The 20150-nt window shown below is 62.3% G+C and carries 21 protein-coding genes; 5 read left to right on the top strand and 16 right to left on the bottom strand.

The genetic code is table 11. The annotated features are described in order from the left end of the window. Window position 1 precedes the first annotated feature (1 nt). The 3 genes from B5T_RS07030 to trmH form a co-directional block, all read right to left on the bottom strand. Window positions 2-1399 (bottom strand): DegQ family serine endoprotease, encoded by a 1398-nt coding sequence (locus tag B5T_RS07030; protein WP_014993792.1) that lies wholly within the window; start codon window positions 1397-1399, stop codon window positions 2-4. Window positions 1400-1498: 99 nt separating this feature from the next. Continuing rightward, a complete protein-coding gene (locus B5T_RS07025; RefSeq protein ID WP_014993791.1) occupies window positions 1499-2191 on the bottom strand; it encodes a 50S ribosomal protein L11 methyltransferase in 693 nt (230 codons plus the stop codon). Then, complete coding sequence (gene trmH / locus B5T_RS07020) at window positions 2188-2892, bottom strand: tRNA (guanosine(18)-2'-O)-methyltransferase TrmH (protein WP_014993790.1); 705 nt, start codon at window positions 2890-2892, stop codon at window positions 2188-2190. Before trmH ends, B5T_RS07025 begins: the two co-directional genes overlap by 4 nt. Window positions 2893-3003: 111 nt before the next feature. Between trmH and B5T_RS07015 the strand changes: the two genes are divergently transcribed. Beyond that, window positions 3004-4203: a CaiB/BaiF CoA transferase family protein gene (locus tag B5T_RS07015; RefSeq protein ID WP_014993789.1), complete on the top strand. Its 1200-nt coding sequence runs from the start codon at window positions 3004-3006 to the stop codon at window positions 4201-4203. A gap of 144 nt (window positions 4204-4347) precedes the next feature. Here B5T_RS07015 and B5T_RS07010 read toward each other — a convergent pair whose 3' ends face one another. Next, the gene (locus B5T_RS07010) at window positions 4348-4788 is read right to left on the bottom strand and encodes a group III truncated hemoglobin (RefSeq protein WP_014993788.1); all 441 of its coding nucleotides are present in this window, start codon (window positions 4786-4788) and stop codon (window positions 4348-4350) included. Then, window positions 4785-5102, bottom strand: coding sequence for a DUF962 domain-containing protein (locus tag B5T_RS07005; protein ID WP_014993787.1), 318 nt, complete (start codon window positions 5100-5102; stop codon window positions 4785-4787). The genes B5T_RS07010 and B5T_RS07005 overlap by 4 nt, the downstream gene beginning before the upstream one ends. Window positions 5103-5257: 155 nt before the next feature. Here B5T_RS07005 and B5T_RS07000 point away from each other — a divergent pair, with 155 nt between their 5' ends. Then, complete coding sequence (locus B5T_RS07000) at window positions 5258-6487, top strand: serine hydrolase domain-containing protein (protein WP_148279219.1); 1230 nt, start codon at window positions 5258-5260, stop codon at window positions 6485-6487. Window positions 6488-6696: 209 nt separating this feature from the next. On the opposite strand, the gene B5T_RS06995 is transcribed toward B5T_RS07000, so the two are convergent. The 6 genes from B5T_RS06995 to xerD form a co-directional block, all read right to left on the bottom strand. Next, a complete protein-coding gene (locus tag B5T_RS06995; RefSeq protein ID WP_014993785.1) occupies window positions 6697-7833 on the bottom strand; it encodes a porin in 1137 nt (378 codons plus the stop codon). Window positions 7834-8093: 260 nt separating this feature from the next. Further along, window positions 8094-9188 carry a threonine synthase gene (gene thrC / locus B5T_RS06990; protein ID WP_014993784.1) on the bottom strand — a complete coding sequence of 365 codons (1095 nt, stop codon included), beginning with the start codon at window positions 9186-9188 and terminating at the stop codon, window positions 8094-8096. A 68-nt stretch (window positions 9189-9256) separates the two neighbouring features. Next, window positions 9257-10558, bottom strand: coding sequence for a homoserine dehydrogenase (locus tag B5T_RS06985; protein ID WP_014993783.1), 1302 nt, complete (start codon window positions 10556-10558; stop codon window positions 9257-9259). A gap of 60 nt (window positions 10559-10618) precedes the next feature. Beyond that, window positions 10619-11812, bottom strand: a complete 1194-nt coding sequence (gene alaC, locus B5T_RS06980) for an alanine transaminase (protein WP_014993782.1) — start codon at window positions 11810-11812, stop codon at window positions 10619-10621. A 154-nt stretch (window positions 11813-11966) separates the two neighbouring features. Beyond that, the gene (locus tag B5T_RS06975; RefSeq protein ID WP_014993781.1) at window positions 11967-12704 is read right to left on the bottom strand and encodes a DsbC family protein; all 738 of its coding nucleotides are present in this window, start codon (window positions 12702-12704) and stop codon (window positions 11967-11969) included. A 63-nt stretch (window positions 12705-12767) separates the two neighbouring features. Next, window positions 12768-13679 (bottom strand): site-specific tyrosine recombinase XerD, encoded by a 912-nt coding sequence (gene xerD / locus B5T_RS06970; protein WP_014993780.1) that lies wholly within the window; start codon window positions 13677-13679, stop codon window positions 12768-12770. 144 nt (window positions 13680-13823) lie between these two features. Between xerD and B5T_RS06965 the strand changes: the two genes are divergently transcribed. Beyond that, entirely contained in the window at window positions 13824-14084 is a 261-nt protein-coding gene (locus B5T_RS06965) for a GlsB/YeaQ/YmgE family stress response membrane protein (protein WP_014993779.1), read from the top strand. Between the two features lie 153 nt (window positions 14085-14237). Here B5T_RS06965 and rplS read toward each other — a convergent pair whose 3' ends face one another. From rplS to ffh, 5 genes are all read right to left on the bottom strand, one after another. Then, window positions 14238-14594, bottom strand: coding sequence for a 50S ribosomal protein L19 (gene rplS, locus B5T_RS06960; RefSeq protein ID WP_014993778.1), 357 nt, complete (start codon window positions 14592-14594; stop codon window positions 14238-14240). Between the two features lie 15 nt (window positions 14595-14609). Beyond that, window positions 14610-15380: a tRNA (guanosine(37)-N1)-methyltransferase TrmD gene (gene trmD / locus B5T_RS06955; RefSeq protein WP_014993777.1), complete on the bottom strand. Its 771-nt coding sequence runs from the start codon at window positions 15378-15380 to the stop codon at window positions 14610-14612. A 32-nt stretch (window positions 15381-15412) separates the two neighbouring features. Then, window positions 15413-15943 carry a ribosome maturation factor RimM gene (gene rimM, locus B5T_RS06950; RefSeq protein ID WP_051015454.1) on the bottom strand — a complete coding sequence of 177 codons (531 nt, stop codon included), beginning with the start codon at window positions 15941-15943 and terminating at the stop codon, window positions 15413-15415. Window positions 15944-15968: 25 nt separating this feature from the next. Next, complete coding sequence (rpsP, locus tag B5T_RS06945; protein WP_014993775.1) at window positions 15969-16223, bottom strand: 30S ribosomal protein S16; 255 nt, start codon at window positions 16221-16223, stop codon at window positions 15969-15971. Between the two features lie 164 nt (window positions 16224-16387). Further along, entirely contained in the window at window positions 16388-17806 is a 1419-nt protein-coding gene (ffh, locus tag B5T_RS06940; protein ID WP_041716923.1) for a signal recognition particle protein, read from the bottom strand. Window positions 17807-17960: 154 nt separating this feature from the next. Here ffh and B5T_RS06935 point away from each other — a divergent pair, with 154 nt between their 5' ends. Both B5T_RS06935 and B5T_RS06930 read left to right on the top strand, forming a co-directional pair. Next, window positions 17961-18770: a cytochrome C assembly family protein gene (locus B5T_RS06935; protein ID WP_229682929.1), complete on the top strand. Its 810-nt coding sequence runs from the start codon at window positions 17961-17963 to the stop codon at window positions 18768-18770. A gap of 110 nt (window positions 18771-18880) precedes the next feature. Next, complete coding sequence (locus B5T_RS06930) at window positions 18881-20122, top strand: HlyC/CorC family transporter (protein WP_014993772.1); 1242 nt, start codon at window positions 18881-18883, stop codon at window positions 20120-20122. Window positions 20123-20150: the final 28 nt, after the last annotated feature.

Raw genomic sequence — 20150 nt, 5'->3', positions numbered from 1 at the left:
ATCAGCGCACCACCACGAAGAACACGCCGCCGTCACGATTGACGCGCAACAACAGGGCGGCATCGGCGTCGGGCACCGCCGACTCCAGTTCCTTCATATTCGCCACATTCTGGCGGTTGGCATTGATAATCACATCACCGCCACGCAGGCCGGCACGCCAGGCCGGGGAATTACGTGCCACCGCTTCCACCAGCACACCGCTATCGGCGTGCCGCAGCTCGCCTTTGCGCAGATCACGCAGGCTGGCGCCTTCCAGGAACTTCGATATGGTGTCACCACCGGATTGACGCTGATCGGACTCGGTGATGACCGCCACTATTTCGCGCTTACGGCCATCGCGAATAATGTTCAGCCGCACTTTTTCGCCTACCGGTGACAGCCCGACCTTGTTACGCAAATCCGCCGCCCGGGTCACCGCCTGGCCGTCCACTTCCACCACCACGTCACCGGCCTTGAGACCGGCCTTATCCGCGGCGCTGTCTTCCACCACATTGGTGACCACCACACCGCGCTGCCGTTGTTCCACCTGGAAGGCGTCCGCCAGCTCCGGCGTCAGATCCTGGATCGTCACGCCCAGCACACCGCGGCGCACCTCGCCATGCTCTATCAACTGCTCCATCACATTCACCGCCATCTCCGTGGGAATGGCGAAACCGATACCGACGTTCCCTCCGGAAGGCGCCAGGATCGCCGTGTTGATACCCACAAGTTCACCACGCAGGTTGACCAACGCACCGCCGGAGTTGCCGGGGTTGATGGAGGCATCGGTTTGAATGAAGTTCTCGTAGCCTTCAATACCCAGGCCGGTCCGGCCCAGCGCGGAGACGATGCCGGAGGTCACGGTCTGGCCGAGACCAAAAGGGTTACCGATGGCGAGAACATAATCGCCCACCCGCAATCCGGTGGAGTCGCCGATCCGGATCTGGGTCAGATGATCGGTCTTGTCCAGCTTCAGCACCGCCAGATCCACTTCCTCGTCCAGCCCCACCAGTTCCGCGCTCAGTTCGCGGCCATCGGTGAGAGTCACTTCGATTTTATCCGCGTTCTTGGCCACATGGGCGTTGGTCAGCACGTAACCTTGCCTGGCGTCGACGATAACGCCGGAGCCGGCGCTGATGGCACGCCGGGTGGAAGGCTGCTGCTGCTCGGGAATATTGAAAAAGCGACGGAAGAACGGATCTTCCAACAGCGGATTGCGGGCGGTGCGCACCCGCGTCTCGATGGCGATGTTCACTACCGCCGGCGCGGTTTTTTCCAACATCGGCGCAAGCGTCGGCAACGACTCCCCCTGCGCCACGGGCAACGCCGCCCGCGCCGGTACGGCGGCGGCCAACAACAGAGCAACGCAAAGCGCGCAAATAAAGGAATAATAGAATTTCAATGGTGCGTACAAGGCCACATCCTCCTGTACCTGGGCACTAACTTAATCGGGCTTGAACTGGCCATCAACATGACGGCCAGGCTAGCGGATCGTGAAGCTTCGACCCCCACCCCACCTTCAGGGTTCCAATAAATGGGATTCCGACAAAGCAGGTTCCGATAAAAACAGCCGCACCCGGTTGAACTCATTGGCTTCCCCCAGATCCGGCCAAGTAGTCGCGTGCCAATGCCCCAGCAGACGATACCCCGGCGGATTCAGCCCGGCGATACGGGAGTCCGCCAATAACACTGGCGCGCCGGCCTGGCGAAAGCGGGCCAGCAGTGGCAGGTTATCCCGGTCATAGAGAATATCGGCGGCGGTGACGCGATCGGCCTGCGCCAGACAGGCTTCCAGATCGTCGCTCAATTCCACACTGACCCCATTAAGGGCGGCGTTGGCTTCGCTGGCGGCCAGCGCGTCCGGGTCCAGATCGCAGGCAATCACGCGGCGGGCGCCGGCCCGGGCGGCGGCCACCGCCACCACTCCGGAGCCGGGCCCCACGTCCACCACACAGCGGTCCTTCACCCACTCCGGGTGGGTCAGCAGATGGCGTGCCAACACCTGCCCCGAGGCCCAACATAACGACCAGTATGGCGGCGCTTCCATCAAGGCATTGGCCACCTCCTGATCCAGGCGCTGGTCCGCCAGCAGCCGATCCAGCAGCCACAAGGACAGTTCCGGCACCAGCGGCAGCGGCGTGGCACACAGTTGGATTTCCGGCAGCAAGGCATTGAGACGGGCCTGCAGCGCCAGTGGCGCCGGTGCACTCACGACGCCGCTTCCTGCCGCGCCTTGGCGGCGGCCAATTCCGCGTTGAAGCGCGTGGCATGGCGCACTTCGCCGTTGTCGTTCAATTCCGGATAAGGCAGCCCATAGCGATCACAATAACCCGCCAGTTTCGGATGCGCCCAACGGAACAACGTATGCCGGTAGGTTTCCGGAGCCAGCCGGGGGCGATCGTAGAACCCGGCCGCGCGCCGCTGTTCGCAGGCTTCGGACAGAATGATCGCCGCCGCCACGCTGACATTGAACGACGCCACCATACCCATCATCGGCACGATCACATGACCGTCCACGGCGGCGCCGGCGGCTTCGCTGACACCGAAGCGCTCGGTGCCCAGCAGCAACGCCGTGGGCTTGGTGAAATCCACTTCACGGTAAGGCAGCGCGGTATCGGAAAAGTGGGCGGCCAGCACCTGCATGCCCTGGGTACGCACCTGGTCGATGGCGGCCACACCGTCGTTATGCTTGTGCAGATTGATCCAGCGCTGCGAGCCCATGGCGGTGCCCGCCGCCACCCTGGCACGGTTTTCCGGCAGCACCGCATGCACGTCAAGGATGCCGACGGCATCGCAGGTGCGCACCACGGCGGCGATATTATGGGGTTTGTGCACCCCTTCCATGATCACGGTGAGATCCGGCTGGCGACGATCCAATGTGTCCAGCAACCGGCGATAGCGTTCCGGGGTCATGGGGACTCCTGTTGTTGGCGAAGCGGGGTAGTTGGAGCTGGATTGTAGCATGGGGTTCGCCTGTGCCCGTTCCGTCGGGCACAATGCGCTCAGATAACGAAGGAAGACCCGATGAGCGAACGTTCCCTGCCCCTGGCCGGTATCCGCGTGGTGGAACTGGGCCAGTTACTGGCCGGCCCTTTTGCCGGCACGCTGCTCGCCTATTTTGGCGCTGACGTGATCAAGGTGGAGCCCCCCGGCGGTGACCCGATCCGCCGTTGGCGCTCTCTGGATGACACCGGCACCTCGTTCTGGTGGCGCAGCCTGGGCCGCAACAAGCGCTCGGTCACTCTGGATCTGAAGACCGACCGCGGCCGCCAACTGGCCGGGCAACTGATCGACCGCGCCGATGTGCTGATCGAGAATTTCCGCCCCGGCACCCTGGAATCCTGGGGGCTGGGCCCGGAGCGCTTCGAGCAAAGCAATCCCGGGCTGGTGTACGCACGGATCTCCGGCTATGGCCAGGACGGGCCCTACGCCGACAAACCCGGCTACGCTTCGGTGTGCGAAGGGGTCGGTGGTCTGCGCTACGTCAACGGTTTTCCCGGCGAGCGCCCGGTGCGGCCCAACCTGTCCCTGGGCGACACCATCGCCGGCCTGCACGCGGCCCTTGGCATCGCTCTGGCCTTACTGGAACGGCACGGCAGCCAACAGGGCCAGGTGGTGGATGTGGCCCTGTACGAGTCGGTGTTCAATCTGCTGGAAGCGGTGATCCCTGAGTTCGATGGCGCCGGCCTGGTTCGCGAACCGTCCGGCTCCACCGTCACCGGCATTGTCCCCACCAATACCTACCGCTGTGGCGATGGCAAATATGTGATCATCGGCGGCAATGGCGATTCCATCTTCAAGCGGCTGATGCAGGCCATGGACCGCGAAGACCTGGCCGATGATCCGCGTCTGGCTCACAACCCGGGGCGGGTGGAGCATGAAGCGGAACTGGATGCCCTCATTGGCGATTGGTGTGCCGGCCAGGACAGTCCCCGGGTACTGGCGCGGCTGGAGGAAGCCCGGGTGCCTTGCGGTCCGATTTACAGCGCCGCCGACATGATGGCCGACCCGCACTTCCAGGCACGCGGCTTGTTCCAACAGGTGGAAATCAACGGTAAACCGTTGCGTATCCCCGCCATCACGCCACGCCTTGCCGGCACCCCCGGCGGCACCCGTTGGCCCGGCGGCGAGGCCGGAACGCACACTGAAGCGGTATTGCGTGAGGATCTGGGATTGTCCGAGGCGGAGTTCCAGGCGCTGCGGGACGAGGGCGTGCTGGGGTAGCGGCGGAGACCTGAATTCAAAGGTTGCTACGAATCCGCTGTAGGAGCTTGCCCTGCAAGCGAATCTTTTGCCCCGAGAGTCCATTCGCTTGCAGGGCAAGCTCCTACAGCGGATTCGTAGTCGGGGTTGAGAAAAGCGGAAGTCTCAACGACGCTGTGACAATTGCTCGTAGAGATTGTCGATAATGCGCGCGGCCAGGTGCCTCGCACGATCGGTATAGGGCCCATCGAAATGTTCATCCAGGCTGGCCACGAACAACGCCAGCCAGCGCTCATGATGAGCGCCGGTGAGCGGCATCTTGTCGTCCACCGCCCGGTGTTTGGCCATCATATGTCGATTGTAACGGTCGTCGCCAAGCAACAGTTTCTTCCAGAACGCAGCGATCAGCGGCAGGTGCTCATCGAGATCGATGCGCGCCACCTCGAGAAACACCGGCGCCAACAGCGGGTCCTCGAGAATCCGCTGGTAGAACAGCGAGACCATGCGGTCGATCTGTTCCGGACTGTCCAGATCCGGCCGCCCGGACGTGGAGCAATGCCCGGCGACACCGGGCTGAAAGAGCCGTACCCGTTGCCGTTCACTCACCAGCGAATACGCCCGGTCAGGATATCCTTGAACATAACGAAATCACCGGCCAGGCTGTACCACGGATGCTTGAAGGTGGCGGGCCGATTCTTCTCGAAGAAGAAATGCCCCACCCAGGCAAAACCGTAGCCGACCACCGGCAACAGCAACAGTCCCCACCAGTTGGCGGAAACCAGAACACCGAACAACACCGCGAACAGACACAGCGTACCGATGAAATGCAGACGCCGGCAGGTCGGGTTGGTGTGCTCCTGCAGATAGTAGGGATAGAACTCCGCGAAGCTGTGGAAATCAGATTGCTTTACCGTTGTCATAACGTCACCTGTTCCGTTGTGCCTGACGCCACTGGTGGCCCTGGGGTCATTGGCCCAGGGCAGCGGCGCCAAACCATCTGACAACGCCATTGTCCACCATACCCGGGCACGAACAACAGCCCTGATCGGGCCATCCGCGAGATGGATCAATGACCATGACCCGCCTTTCCCTGCCCGCCGGTTTCAGTGCCAGCGCCGTCCCCGTTCCCCGCCACCTGACGCCGGTCACCGACCGGGGCGACGAGTGCGCCGCCGCCGAGGCCGGGCTGCGACCGCAGCAGGTAGCGACCATCTGGCGCCACACCCGCGCGCTCTACCGTACCGGCATGAACCCCGCCATCGCCCTGTGTCTGCGCCGCCGTGGGCAGGTTTTTCTGGATCGCACCCTCGGCTACGCCGATGCCGGCCAACAACGCCTGCTCACCACCGACACGCCGATTTGCCTGTTTTCCGCCTCCAAGGCGGTCACCGCCATGCTGGTGCATCATCTGGCGGAGCAGGGTGAACTGGATCTGGACCGGCCCGTGTGCCACTACATCCCCGAATACGGCGCCATGGGCAAGCACCGGACCACCCTGATGCACGTGCTGACCCATCGTGCCGGGGTACCACGCATCCACGAGCCGGTGGCGGCGGAGGATCTGTTCGACTATGACCGCATCATGACCTTGCTGTGCCGGGCCAAACCGGAAAACCCCGGGCGCCAGCAGGCCTATCACGCGATCACCGCCGGCTTCGTGCTCGGAGAAGTGATCCGGCGTGTCACTGGGGAGAGCATCGATGCCCTGCTGGACCGGGTGATCCGGCGACCGATGGGGATGCGTTATTTCACCTATGGCCTGCGGGAACCGGCGGTGGCACCAGCGAAGAACGCCGTCACCGGCCTGCAATTATCGCCAGTAAACGCCTTTCTCACTCACGCCGTGGGCGCCCCGCTGGACGAAGTGGTGGACCTCTCCAACGATCCCCGCTTTCTCGACGCCACCATCCCCGCCGGCAACCTGTACGCCACCGCCGAGGAGGCCAGCCGTTTCTTCCAGATGCTGCTGAACGATGGCCGCTATCAGGATCAGCAACTATTCCGTCCGGAAACCGTGCGCTTCGCCACGGGCCGGGCCGCCACCAAGGGAGGCCGCCTGGATCGTACCCTGATGGTGCCGCTGGCGTTTTCGCCGGGCTTCATGCTCGGCGCCCGTGCCCTGAGCCTGTACGGACCGGGCACCAGCAACGCCTTCGGGCACCTGGGTTTCATCAGCATTTACTGCTGGGCGGATCGGGACCGGGATCTCGCCGGCGCCCTGCTGACCACCGGCAAGGCCGCGCTGGGCCGTCATTTTCCAGCGCTGCTGAAGTTACAGATGGCGATTAACCGACATACGGCCTGACTGTCATCGGAATCCGCCGCGGCGTCCCGGCTAAAACGACTGACCACGGACCGGACTACGAAGCCGCTGTAGGAGCTTGCCCTGCAAGCGAATTTTCTTGATCCGGGAGTCCATTCGCTTGCAGGGCAAGCTCCTACAGCGGCTTCGTAGCAACCACCTATTTCGTCTCTTCAGCGGCCCCCCATACAGGCAAGGGCCGCATTGCTTGCTTAGAAGTAAAAATCAAACGCCACGTAGGCGGCGTTGAAATTGCCCTCGTAGACATCACCGTTGGCGTCGATGTCACCATCGGACCACAGGTATTCCAGATAGAGCCAGCCGGGGCCGTACTTGTAGCGGATACCCGGGGCGTAGAACTGTACGTCGCCGGCGTCGTTATTACGGGTGTCGGTGCTGGCCACGCCGCCGTCCAGGTAGTACGCCCAGTTGCGGTTCTGATACATCACCTCGGCCACGTGCCGCTGGGTTTTCACTTCCTCGTCCGCGGGCGCGGCGTCGGAGGCCAGGAAGGCATCGAGACCACCAAAGTCACGGCGAGCGTTGACAAAGCGATATTTGAAGCTCCAGGGCCCGCTCTGGTACAGGTAGTGCAGATCATAGGCCACGTGCTCGCCGTCGGCCTTGCGTCCGGAAGCGGTGTCCGCGGTGAGGTCCTGCATCCGCCCATATTGCACCGAGGCACCCACGGTATGGCCTTCCTGGAAGCGCCAGTCCAGATTCAGCACGCCGGTTTTCAGCTTGCGGTAACTGTCGCTGGTACCCCAGTGCCCGTTGTCATCCAGAGTGTCGGTGCTGTCCTCGCCCCAGTCGTCCTGGTGGTAATAGGCCGCATCATAGTGGAAGTCACCGGCGTCGCCGCTGAGTTTGAAACCAACGTCCATCTGATCGCCGTAACCGCCCTGAAGACCGTCTCCAGGCCAGAAGTTCACCGTTTTCCAGCCGAACGGCACCTGGCTCTTACCGACTTTGAGCAAGGTATGGTCGTTGAACTCATAACCAATCCAGGCTTTGTGCATGGCGAAGGTATCGCCGCTGCTGTTGTTGTTGACGTCGGTGAAGGAACCTCTGCCGATACGGGCTTCGGCGCTGAAACGCCAGGGGCCGTAACCACCGTCGTCATCAGCGTAGAGGATGAACGCCGGGTCGGCGAAATTACCGCCGGTTTCCCGGTCCAGGTCCGCGTCGAAGGCGGAATTGGGACCGCCAAAATCGGATTTATCCACGTACTGGTACACCCACCAGACGCCGGCGCTGAGCTCAGCACCCGCCTGCGCATTTTGTACCAGAAACAAAGAGGATACGGCGCCCAGCGCCAGGGCCGGTAGAGCCCGCTTATTGTCTGCCATCGGCTTCTCCCCAGTCGAGTCAGAACTTTTGCTTGAAGTAAGGTTTCGTTCCTTGCTGCCTGCTTTTTCGGATTATGGCGTGCCCGTCGCCTCGCTCGGCGTCAACACTGAAACGGCGAACAGGGCGCGCTCACCCTAAGGGTGTATCACAACCAAACGGGCGGGGTCACGTCAGGAGCGTTTTACCGGGCCGCGAAAACAGCCCGGTAAGAACAAGGAAAAGCGGCCACGACTGGTGTCGTCACCGCTTCAATTGAGGATTACAGATTGTCCAGAATGGCTTTCTTCACCGCGTCCAGCTCGGCGTCGATGGTGACCATGCGGGCGCCGGAAGACAGTTCCTGCTGACATTGCGCGATGGCGGTGTCCGGATCCTTGAGACCGTTACCGGTCAGGGTGCAGACAATGGTGCTGCCTTCGGTGATCTTGCCGGCCTTGATGTCACGCATGGCGCCACCAATGGAAGCGGCGGAAGCCGGTTCGCAGAACACCCCTTCTTTTTGCGCCAGCAGTTTTTGCGCGGCCAGGATTTCCTCGTCGGCCAGTTCGTCGAACCAGCCTTCGGAATCCTTCTGCGCGGTCCAGGCTTTGTCCCAGGACTGCGGGTTGCCGATACGGATGGCGGTGGCCACGGTTTCCGGATTTTCCACCGCCGCGCCACGCAGGAACGGCGCCGCGCCGGTGGCCTGGTAGCCGACCATGCGCGGTACGCTGCCGGCGATACCGGCTTTGTGGTATTCGCTGTAGCCCATCCAGTAGGCGGAAATATTACCGGCGTTGCCCACTGGCAGGCAGTGATAGTCCGGGGCGCGGCCCAGTTCCTCGACGATTTCGAAAGCCGCGGTTTTCTGGCCCTGCAGACGGTACGGGTTCACCGAGTTGACGATGGTCACCGGTGCCTTCTCCGCCACTTGCTTGACCAGTTCCATGCCCTGATCAAAGTTGCCGCGGATCTGCATGATCATGGCGCCGTACATCATCGCCTGGGCCAGCTTGCCCATGGCGATCTTGCCTTCCGGAATCAATACGAACGCGGAGATGCCGGCCCGGGCCGCGTAGGCCGCCGCCGCCGCCGAGGTATTGCCGGTGGAGGCACAGATGATGGCGTTGCTGCCCTCTTCCACCGCCTTGGTCACCGCCATGGTCATGCCGCGATCCTTGAAGGAACCGGTGGGGTTCAGGCCCTCGTACTTGACGTAGATATCCACGTCCTTGCCGAGCAGGCGCGGAATATTCTTGAGCCGGATCAGCGGGGTGTTGCCTTCGCCCAGGCTGATGATCGGCGTGTCGTCGTTCACCGGCAGGTGGTCGCGGTAACGGTTGATCAGGCCTGTGTAGCGGTCACGGAATGGCATGGCATTGTCTCTGCTTCTGGTGTGGAGGCCCGGATACGGGCCCCACGGGTATTAATCGTGTCGTCTTTTCAAGCGTCCAGCGTTTCCACGCGAATACGCATTATATCGTTATCCACGGTGTCCAGGGCAGCGATTCGCTTGAGCGCTTCGTTCATGTCGCCCTCGCGCACCCGGTGGGTCAGGATGACGATGGGTACCAGCCCTTCGTCCACTTCCTTCTGCACCATGGCCTCGATGCTGATGCGGTTGTCGCTGAGAATGCGGGTCACGTCCGCCAGCACGCCGGCCTTGTCCTGGACATGCAGACGCAGGTAGTAACCACAGGAGACATCCTCGATGGTCAACACCGGCTCGTCGGACATCTGGTCGGTATGGAACCCCAGATAAGGCACCCGCTCGTGGTGATCCACGGTCAGTTCACGGCCCAGCTCGATGATGTCCGCCACCACCGCCGAGGCGGTGGGTTCAGCGCCGGCGCCGGCGCCGTAATACAGGGTCGGGCCCACCGCGTCGCCATCGATCATCACCGCGTTCATCACGCCGTTCACCGCCGCCAGCATGATTTCCTGTGGAATCAGCGTGGGGTGCACGCGCAGCTCAATACCGTTGCCGGTGTCCCTGGCGATCCCCAGGTGTTTGATGCGGTAACCGAACTGGGCGGCGCTGTTGACGTCCTCGATGGTGATGCGGCTGATGCCCTCCATATAGACCTTGGAGAACTGCAGCGGGATACCGAAGGCAATGGAGGCCAGAATGGTGAGCTTGTGGGCGGCGTCCACGCCTTCCACGTCGAAAGTGGGGTCGGCTTCCGCGTAACCGAGCGCCTGGGCTTCCGCCAGCACTTCTTCGAAGCCGCGCGCGCCCTGCTCCATTTCGGTGAGGATGTAGTTACCGGTGCCGTTGATGATGCCCGCCACCCAGTTGATGTGGTTGGCGGCCAGCCCTTCGCCCAGCGCCTTGAGGATCGGGATACCGCCGGCCACCGCCGCTTCGAAGGCCACGTCCACGCCGTGTTCCTGGGCGGCGAGGAAGATCTCGTTGCCGTGTTCGGCGATCAGCGCCTTGTTGGCGGTGACGATGTGCTTGCCGTTGCCGATGGCGGTGAGCACCAGCTCGCGAGCGACGTCGGTGCCACCGATCAGTTCCACCAGGATGTCCACATCCGGGTCGTTGGCGACGTCGAACACATCCCGGGACACCCGGATACCGCTAATGTCGCAGGCGGGATTTTCACGCCGCGCACCAATGTGAGCGATCTCAATGGGCTGACCCACGCGCCGGGCAATCTCCCCCGCATTGCGCTTGAGTACATTGACGGTGCCTGAGCCCACCGTGCCCAGGCCAGCGATCCCAACCTTAATCGACTTCACTTGGTCCTCTCCAGAATATGTGTAATCCAGGGTGCATGTAATGCATGGGAGCCGACGGCGTCAGCCCGCGATCAGCCCGTCGGCGCGGAACATCTTCTTGATGCCCCGCAGCGCCTGACGGGTACGTTGCTCGTTTTCAATCAGGGCGAAGCGCACATGGTCGTCGCCGTATTCGCCGAAGCCGACGCCCGGCGAGACCGCCACGCCAGCCTCCGTCAGCAGCTTCTTGGAGAATTCCAGCGATCCCAGTGCCCGGTAAGGCTCCGGAATCCGGGCCCAGACGAACATGGTGGCGCGGGGCTTTTCCACCGTCCAGCCCAGGTCGTTGAGGCCGTCGCAGAGTACGTCACGGCGTTTCAGGTACAGATCGCGAATTTCGGAGACACAGCTCTGATCGCCTTCCAGAGCGGCGATGGCGGCTACCTGGATCGGCGTGAAGGTGCCGTAGTCCAGATAGGATTTGATGCGCGCCAGGGCGTGAATCAGCTCTTTGTTGCCGCAGCAGAAGCCGACCCGCCAACCCGGCATATTGTAGCTCTTTGACAGGGAGAAGAATTCCACCGCCACGTCGCGGGCGCCTTCCACCTGCAGGATCGACGGCGCCTCGTAACCATCGAAAACGATATCGGCATAGGCGATATCGTGCACCACCCAGATACCGTATTCCCGGGCGATCGCCACCACCTTCTCGAAGAAATCCAGATCCACGCACTGGCCGGTGGGGTTGCCGGGGAAATTCAGCACCAGCATCTTCGGCTTCGGCCAGGCTTCCTTGATCGCGCGCACCAGTTCCTCGAAGAAATCCACGCCCGGCACCAGCGGCACATGGCGGATATCGGCGTTGGCGATGACAAAGCCGTAGGGGTGGATCGGGTAGCTGGGATTGGGCACCATCACGGTGTCGCCGGGGCCCATGGTGGCCAGCGCCAGATGCGACAGCCCTTCCTTGGAGCCGATGGTGACGATGGCCTCGGATTCCGGGTCCAGTGCCACGCTGTAGCGGCGCTGGTACCAGTCGGTGATGGCCTTGCGCAAACGGGGAATGCCACGGGACTGGGAATAGCGGTGGGTATCACCGCGCTGCACGGTTTCCACCAGCTTTTCCACGATGTGCGGCGGGGTCGGCTGGTCCGGATTGCCCATGCCGAAATCAATGATGTCCTCACCCCGCGCTCGCGCCGCCTTCTTCAGCTCTCCAACGATATTGAAGACATAAGGCGGCAAACGGCGAATACGCTGAAAATCGGCTTCCACGGCTGAATCCTTCAAAAAAGATGGCGCGGTCCGGGACCGTACCGAAACGGGCACGTCACGGGCCGTGGCGGGGTTACTGGAAGCCGGACACATTAACGGCGCCAAGGGGCGCCGTCAATGTGTCCCGAGGGCTGGGAGGCCCGCGAACAGACGCTTAAAGCTGCAGTCGCTGCAGCATTTGCTCCGGAGTCAGATAACCGCCCAGTTGGGTGCCTTCGGCGGTGTAGATAGCCGGCGTGCCTCTCACTCCGAACTCCATGCCCAGGGCGTATTCGTCGTTCACCTGGCCGGCGCAGCTGCCCAGCTTGTTTTCGACGATCTTGTCTTTCAGTTTGGCATCGGTGAGCGCACTGGCCCGATCCTTGGCACACCAGATGTGGCGCATGTTCTCGGCCGCCTCAGACGCCGGTCCGCCGCGCGGAAATGCCAGGTAGTGCACGGTGATCCCGGCCTCGTTGTACTCCTCGATGTGCTCATGCATCTTGCGGCAGAAGCCGCAGGTGATGTCGGTAAAGGCGTAGATTTCCGCCTTCTGATCATCGGCGGCGTAGGTGATCATGCGCTTGCTGTCGACCTTGGCCAGGCCGGCCTTGCGCACCTTCTCAAGGCGCTCCTCCGCCAGATTCACCGGCTTGCCGTCGCGCAGTTCGATCAGCTCACCGGTAAAAATGAAACGACCATCGCTACTGGTGTATACCCACTGGCTTCCGCCGCCGCCCTTGAGTTCCACTTGGGCCATGCCGTCCACCGGCGCCGGCTCGATCTTACTGACTGTGAACTGAGGATAGGTGTCGGCGAAGTTCTTCCTTACCGCCTTCTCATCCACCCCCGAATCCGCCACCGCCAGGGTGGCCGCGACCAATCCCAGGGCCGCCATCATCATCCTTTTCATGACATTCTCCAATGGTACGCCGCCCCCTGCGGCGATTATCGTTATTTGAGTGGCAACAGGCGCTCAAGTTCCCGCCCGGGGATGATGTTGCTCATAAAGCGTCTGTAGCCGCTGCTGCGCCACATGGGTATAGATCTGTGTGGTGGACAAATCACTGTGCCCCAATAACAACTGCACCACCCGCAGGTCGGCCCCGTGGTTGAGCAAATGTGTCGCGAACGCATGGCGCAGTGTATGGGGTGACAACGCCTTTTGCACCCCCGCGCTGACCGCGATCTGTTTGATCCTGTACCAGAATGCCTGGCGCGTCATTGTCTCTCCGCGACGGCTGGGGAACAGCACATCCTGATCCGGGTGAATCAGCAAGGGTCTGGCTTCCCGCAGATAGCGCGCCAGCCAGTGCAGAGCCTCTTCCCCCAGGGGCACCAGCCGCTCCTTGTCCCCCTTGCCCACCACCCGCACCAGCCCCTGGCGCTGATTGACCTGCCCCAGGGTCAGGCCGACCAGCTCCGACACCCTCAGACCACAGGCGTACAACACCTCCAGCATGGCGCGATCGCGCAGACCGAGCGGATCGTCCAGGTCCGGCGCCGCCAGCAGCGCTTCCACATCGGCCTCGCTGAGGCTCTTCGGCAAGGCCCGGCCGGTCTTGGGGCGCGCCACGTTCAGGGTGGGGTCCTCGTCGATACGCCCCTCCCGTTTCAGCCAGCGGAAAAAACTCTTCAACGCGGAAAGCTGGCGAGCCACCGATCGCGCCCCCAATCCCTGTTCATGGCGGTGGGCGAGGAACTGTAATAATTGATAGCGCTGACACCGCTCCAGCGCGGTGTGCTCCTCCCTGTTCAGCCAATCTCCGAATTGGCGCAGGTCCCGGCCATAGTTTTCCAGGGTGTTACGGCTCAGACCCCGCTCCAGCCATTGATTGTCAAGCCAGGCATCCACCAGCCGTTGCCGGGCTTCGGACAGGTCCGTCATAACCTATTTCCCGTTTCGTTTCCGCGATTCTGGCGCCATGCGGTACTCTCAGCAAGCTGGGGTTTTACTATTTATTACCCGGGTCGTGCATCCATACGGGGCATACTCAAGGGGCTTTGAGTTACCAGAGGTAAGGAGTGCCCTATGGAAATTCTTTCTTGGATCGTACTGGGTCTGATCGCGGGTGTGATCGCAAAATGGATCATGCCGGGCAAGGATCCGGGCGGCTTCATTATTACCATTTTGATTGGTATCGCCGGTGCTTTTGTCGGCGGCTGGCTCGGTTCTCTGTTGGGGATCGGCGCGGGAGCGGCATCAAATTCGTTATCGATCGGCAGCATCATTACCGCCATCGTCGGTGCATTAGTGCTGTTGTTCCTGTACCGGTTGCTGGCTAAACGCTAACCCTCCGATGCAAAACAAAAAGGCCGCCCATCCATTGGAGGGGCGGCCTTTTTATGTCCGGTGGGAGCATCCTTGCTCGGCCAGAGGTCGCTTCCGAATGCCCTACAGCAAAGGCTGAAGCGACAATAGCTCGCAACCGGAGCGAGTAGCGTATTACCGGATTTTTTCCTTGATACGGGCGGATTTACCGGAACGCTCACGCAGGTAGTACAGTTTGGCGCGGCGAACATCACCGCGGCGGACGACTTCGATGGAGTCGACCAGCGGGCTGTGCAGCTGGAATACCCGCTCCACACCCACGCCGTGGGAGACTTTACGGACAGTGAAATTGGAGTTCAGGCCACGGTTACGGCGGGCAATCACCACGCCCTGGAATGCCTGCAGACGCTCACGGGCGCCTTCTTTCACTTTTACTTGAACGGTGACGGTGTCACCGGGACCGAACACCGGCACGTCGCTTTTCAGCTGTGCCTGTTCGATTTCCTGAATCAGGGGTTTCTTGCCGCTCATGGCGTGCTCCTTGGTTCATTGATCGCTGTATTGCTGCTCGTACTCCTCAATGTATTCATTGAGAAGCCGCTGTTCTTCCTCGGTCCAGCCACTGGCGCGGCGGGCTTCGAGCAAGTCGGGACGCCACCGCCAGGTGCGTCCCAGTGCCTGTTTCAAGCGCCAGCGGCGAATCCGCTCGTGATCGCCGCTACGCAAGACATCAGGCACCACCCGGCCCTGGTGTTCCTCGGGCCGCGTATAGTGCGGACAGTCCAGCAGGTTTTCCAATTCGCCGGAAAACGAATCCTGGGCTGCCGAATCCTCGTGCCCCAGCACTCCCGGTAACAGGCGCGCCACGGCATCCACCAGTACCAGCGCCGGCAGTTCACCGCCGCTGAGTACGTAATCGCCGATGGAGATCTGCTCATCCACCCGCGCTTCGATAAAGCGTTCATCGACCCCTTCGTAGCGACCGGCCACCAGGATCAATGCCGGTTCGGCGGCCAGTTCCTGGGCCTTGCGCTGGGTCAGTGGCCGCCCTTGAGGTGACAGGTAGATCACCCGGGCCGGGCCCACTCGCTCCCGGGCCGCGCTCAGCGCGCGTTCCAGGGGCTCCACTTTCATCACCATGCCCGGCCCGCCGCCAAAGGGGCGATCGTCCACGGTGCGGTGGCGGTCATCGGTGAAATCCCGGGGATTGACCGCTTCCAGACTCAGCCGGCCGCTCTCGATGGCCCGCCGGGTCACGCCAAAGCCGGTCACCAGCCCGGTCATTTCCGGGAACAGCGTCATCAGCGCGATTCGCATTGAGCGCCTCCCTGTCCACGTCCGCCGTGGCTCTAGAATTCCGGGTCCCAGTCCACGCGAATCTCGCCGCGCTCCAGGGCAACGTCGACAATCACGTCGTCCGGCACCCAGGGCAGCAGCCGTTCACGGCGGTCCAGACTGTCGGCATCGCCGATCACCACCAGCACATCGTTGGCGCCGGTTTCCATCAGCCGATCCACCCGGCCCAGATCACGGCCGTCCGGCAGCAGCACCCGCAGACCGATCAGGTCCCGCCAGTAGAACTCACCGTCTCCGGAACGGGGCAACAGGGACTCCGACACGGCGATTTCCCGGCCGACCAGTTCCCGTGCCGCCTGCTCGCGGTCACCGATACCGTCAAAGGCGACGACCAACCCCTTGCCTTGGGGGCGGGCGCCAGCCAGTTTCACTTCTTCCCAATCCCGGCCCTTGCTCAGATACCAGGGCTGGTACTCGAAGATGTTCTCCATGGGATCCGTGTGGGAATAGACTTTCACCCAGCCTTTGATGCCATGTACCGCCATGACGCGGCCCACGATCACCTTGTCCGATTGAGATCCCATGGGTCTGGTCAGAGAGCCAGGATGCTCAAGCGCTCTCGCTCTTGCGCGCTTCCTTGACCAGGGTTTTGACCCGGTCGGACAGCTGGGCGCCTTTCTGAACCCACTGGTCCACGGCTTCCAGGTCCACTTTCAGACGGATTTCACCGCCACGGGCGATCGGGTTGAAGTAACCCAGACGTTCGATGAAGCGGCCGTCACGGGCGTTACGGCTGTCGGTGGCAATGATTTGGTAGAAAGGGCGTTTCTTGGAGCCACCACGGGCGAGACGAATAACCAGCATTTTTCAGTCCTGTTTCAATCCGGTGTCCCGGCCGAACGCTCATCGTCCGGCCATCGTATCCGCTTGAAGTTCCCTCCGAATGGACCGGAGGGCGCGAAGGGCGCAGATTTTACGCGGGGTTGGCGGGGAAGGCAAGAACAGAGACTGTTTCACCCTCTCCCTCCTTACATCGGCGGCAGACCACCGCCGCCACCGCCCATACCACCGGGAGGCATGCCGCCGCCCGGGCCACCCTGCCCGCCCATCATGCCTTCCATGCCGCGCATCATGTTCTTCATGCCGCCCTTGGTGCGCATCTTCTTCATCATCTTCGCCATCATCTTCTGCTGCTTCATCAGGCGATTGAGATCCTGAATCTCCAGCCCGGCGCCGGCGGCGATGCGCTTCTTGCGGGACCCTTTGATCAGATCCGGGTTGCGGCGCTCCTTGGGCGTCATGGAGTCGATCAGCGCCTCCATGTGCTTCATGTTCTTCAGCGCCGCCGGATCCTGGGCCGCCTGCATCATGTTGCCCATGCCCGGCAGCTTGTCCAGCAGGCCGGCCATGCCGCCCATGTTGCGCATCTGCTGGAACTGGTCCTTGAGATCCTCGAAGTCCATCGCCCGGCCTTTCTTGAACTTCTTGGCGATCTTCTCGGCTTTCTTCTTGTCCAGCTTGCGTTCGGCTTCCTCCACCAGGGACAGCACGTCACCCATACCGAGAATCCGGCTGGCGATACGGTCCGGGTGGAACGGCTCCAGAGCATCGGTTTTCTCACCCATGCCGATGAATTTGATCGGTTTGCCGGTGAGATGACGCACGGACAGCGCCGCGCCCCCGCGGGAGTCACCGTCCGCCTTGGTCAGAATCACCCCGGTCAGCGGCAGCGCTTGGTTAAACGCCTGGGCGGTGTTGGCGGCGTCCTGACCGGTCATGGCGTCCACCACGAACAGCGTTTCCGCCGGCTCGATGGCGGCGTGCAGCCGTTTGATCTCCGCCATCATGGCGTCGTCCACGTGCAGACGACCGGCGGTATCGACGATCAGCACGTCCATGTAACGGCGGCGGGCCTCGGCCAGAGCCGCGTTGGCGATATCCACCGGATCCTGATCCCCGGTGGACGGGAAGAAGTGGGTCTCCACCTCCCCGGCCAGGGTTTTCAACTGCTCGATCGCCGCCGGACGGTAGACGTCGGCGGACACCACCATCACCTTCTTCTTCTCACGTTCCTGGAGAAAGCGCGCCAGCTTGGCCACGGAGGTGGTTTTACCGGCGCCCTGCAGGCCGGCCATGAGGATGATCGCCGGCGGCTTGGTGGCCAGGTTGAGGGCGTCGTTGGCGTCGCCCATGGTGTGGACCAGTTCGTCGTTGACGATCTTCACGAACGCCTGGCCGGGGTTCAGGCTTTGCAGGACTTCCTGCCCCAGGGCCTTCTCTTTGACCTGTTCGACGAATTCCTTGACCACCGGCAGCGCCACATCGGCTTCCAGCAGGGCCTTGCGTACCTCGCGCAAAGTATCGCGAATATTGTCCTCGTTGAGCTGTCCCTGGCCGGCCAGGCCCTTCAGCGACTGGCCCAGGCGCTCGGTGAGATTCTCGAACATGATCATCAACCTCCTGAATCGGGTGGCCGCCTTCCGGCCCGGAAAACGGCGACAGGGCGCGATTATAGGGCAGGCACCCCACCGCCGTCATGGCGAACGCTTCAAAAGCCGGGGCAGCTGTGCCAGACTTCCGCGGCTTTTCCCGGAAAACCACATGGAACCTATGACTCCTGCCCTGGCCTTCGGCTTGCCCGCCACCGCCCTGTACGTGTTGGCGTCCATACTGGTGTACCGCCAGTTCCGGGGGCAAGCCTCGCCTTCAAAAGCGGCCATTCTGATCCCCGGCGGTCTGGCGGTGATCGCCCATGCGCTGACGCTGTACGCCCAGTTGATCACGCCGCAGGGGCTGCTGCTGGGCCTGTTTCCCGTGGCCTCGGCGGTGGCGCTGGTGGGCGCCGCCCTGGTGGTGCTGTCCAGCTTGCTCAGGCCGTTTCAGTGGGTCAGTGCCCTGGTGTTTCCGTTCGCCGCCGCCACCATCCCGGCGGCGCTGTGGCTGCATACCGGCTATGTGGCCCATCCGCTGGAACATGGCATCGGCATGCATGTGCTGCTGTCCATCGTTGCTTACGCGGTGCTGGCGCTGTCCGCCTGCCAGGCGGTGTTGCTGTGGGTCCAGCACCGCCAGCTCAAGGACGGCCACATCCGCGGTGTGATGCGGCTGTTCCCGCCGATCCAGATGATGGAATCGATGCTGTTCGACGCCCTGTGGCTGGGCGAATGCCTGCTGACCCTGGCGATCCTGTTCGGCTTCCTCTACGTGGATGACCTGTTCGCCCAGCACCTGGTCCATAAAACCGTGCTGACCCTGGTGTCCTGGGTAATTTTCGCGGTGCTGCTGTTCGGCCGCCATCTGCGCGGCTGGCGTGGCCTGACCGCGGTGCGCTTCACCCTGGCCGGCTTCGCCGTGCTGCTGGTGGCCTTCTTCGGCACGCAACTGGTGCTGGAAGTGATCCTGCGGCGCTGATCGCGACGGCGCGGTTATCGCTTGACACCCCGGAACCCGGCACCGAACAATAGCCGGCCAAACAGCAACCAAACGACTGTCTCTTGACCAGCATCCCGGATGGGTGGTTAGTGATCACCCTGATCATTCTGATCCTGTTCTCCGCTTTCTTCTCCAGCAGTGAAACCGGCATGGTGGCGATTAACCGCTACCGGCTGCGCCACCTTTCCCGGCAAGGCCACAGCGGCGCCGGACGGGTGGAAAAACTGCTGCGGCGTACCGACCGGCTGTTGTCGGTGATCCTGATCGGCAACAACTTCGTCAACAACTTTGCCGCCACGGTGGCGGCGATCCTGGCGATCCGCTGGCTGGGGGACTCCGGCGCGGCGGTGGCGCCGGTGGCCATCACTCTGATCATGCTGGTGTTCGCCGAGATCACGCCGAAGACCTACGCGGCCATGAAACCGGAACGGGTAGCGTTCCCCGCCAGTCTCCTGCTGCAGCCACTGCAATGGCTGCTGGCGCCGCTGGTGTGGCTGGTCAACGGCATCAGTGGCCTGTTCCTGCGCCTGTTCGGCGTGCGCACCGACGGCGCCGAGGAAGACCATCTCAGCCCCGAGGAATTGCGCACCGTGGTCAACGAGGCCGGCGGCCTGATCCCGGAAAAGCACCAGAAGATGCTGCTGAACATCCTCGACCTGGAAAGCGTCACCGTCGAGGACATCATGATTCCGCGCAACGAGATGATCGGTATCGATCTGGATGACGACATGAACGACATCCTCAACACCCTGCGCACCAGCCAGCACACCCGTCTGCCGGTCTACCGCGGCGACCCCAACGACATGCTGGGCGTCCTGCACCTGCGCAAGCTCAGCCGCCTGCTGCTCAAGGAAGAAATCAACAAAGCGGAGCTGATGCAGTACACGGTGGAGCCCTACTTCGTTCCCGAAGGCACGTCCCTGAACCGCCAGTTGATCCAGTTCCAGAACGCCAAACGCCGTATCGGCATCGTGGTGGACGAGTACGGCGACGTGATGGGCCTGGTGACCCTGGAAGATATTCTTGAAGAGATCGTCGGCGAGTTCACTTCCGACCAGGCCGCCACCACCAATCCGGACATCCTGCCCCAGGAAGACGGCAGCTTCGTCGTTGACGGCTCCGCCAATCTGCGCGACATCAACCGGGCGCTGCACTGGGACATCCCCATCGTCGGGCCGCGTACCCTCAACGGCCTGATCCTCGAACACCTGCAATCGATTCCCGACGCCAACATTTCATTGCGGGTGGAGGACTACCTGATCGAGATCCTGCAGGTGAAGGACAATATGGTTAAGGCGGCGAGAGTGAGGAAAAAGACAGTTGACAGTTGATAGTGGACAGTTGACAGCTGCGCGAATG

Source organism: Alloalcanivorax dieselolei B5, assembly GCF_000300005.1.
GTDB lineage: Bacteria > Pseudomonadota > Gammaproteobacteria > Pseudomonadales > Alcanivoracaceae > Alloalcanivorax > Alloalcanivorax dieselolei.
The sequence above is the reverse complement of the archived record's forward strand: the minus strand, read 5'-3'. Positions and strand labels throughout refer to the sequence as shown.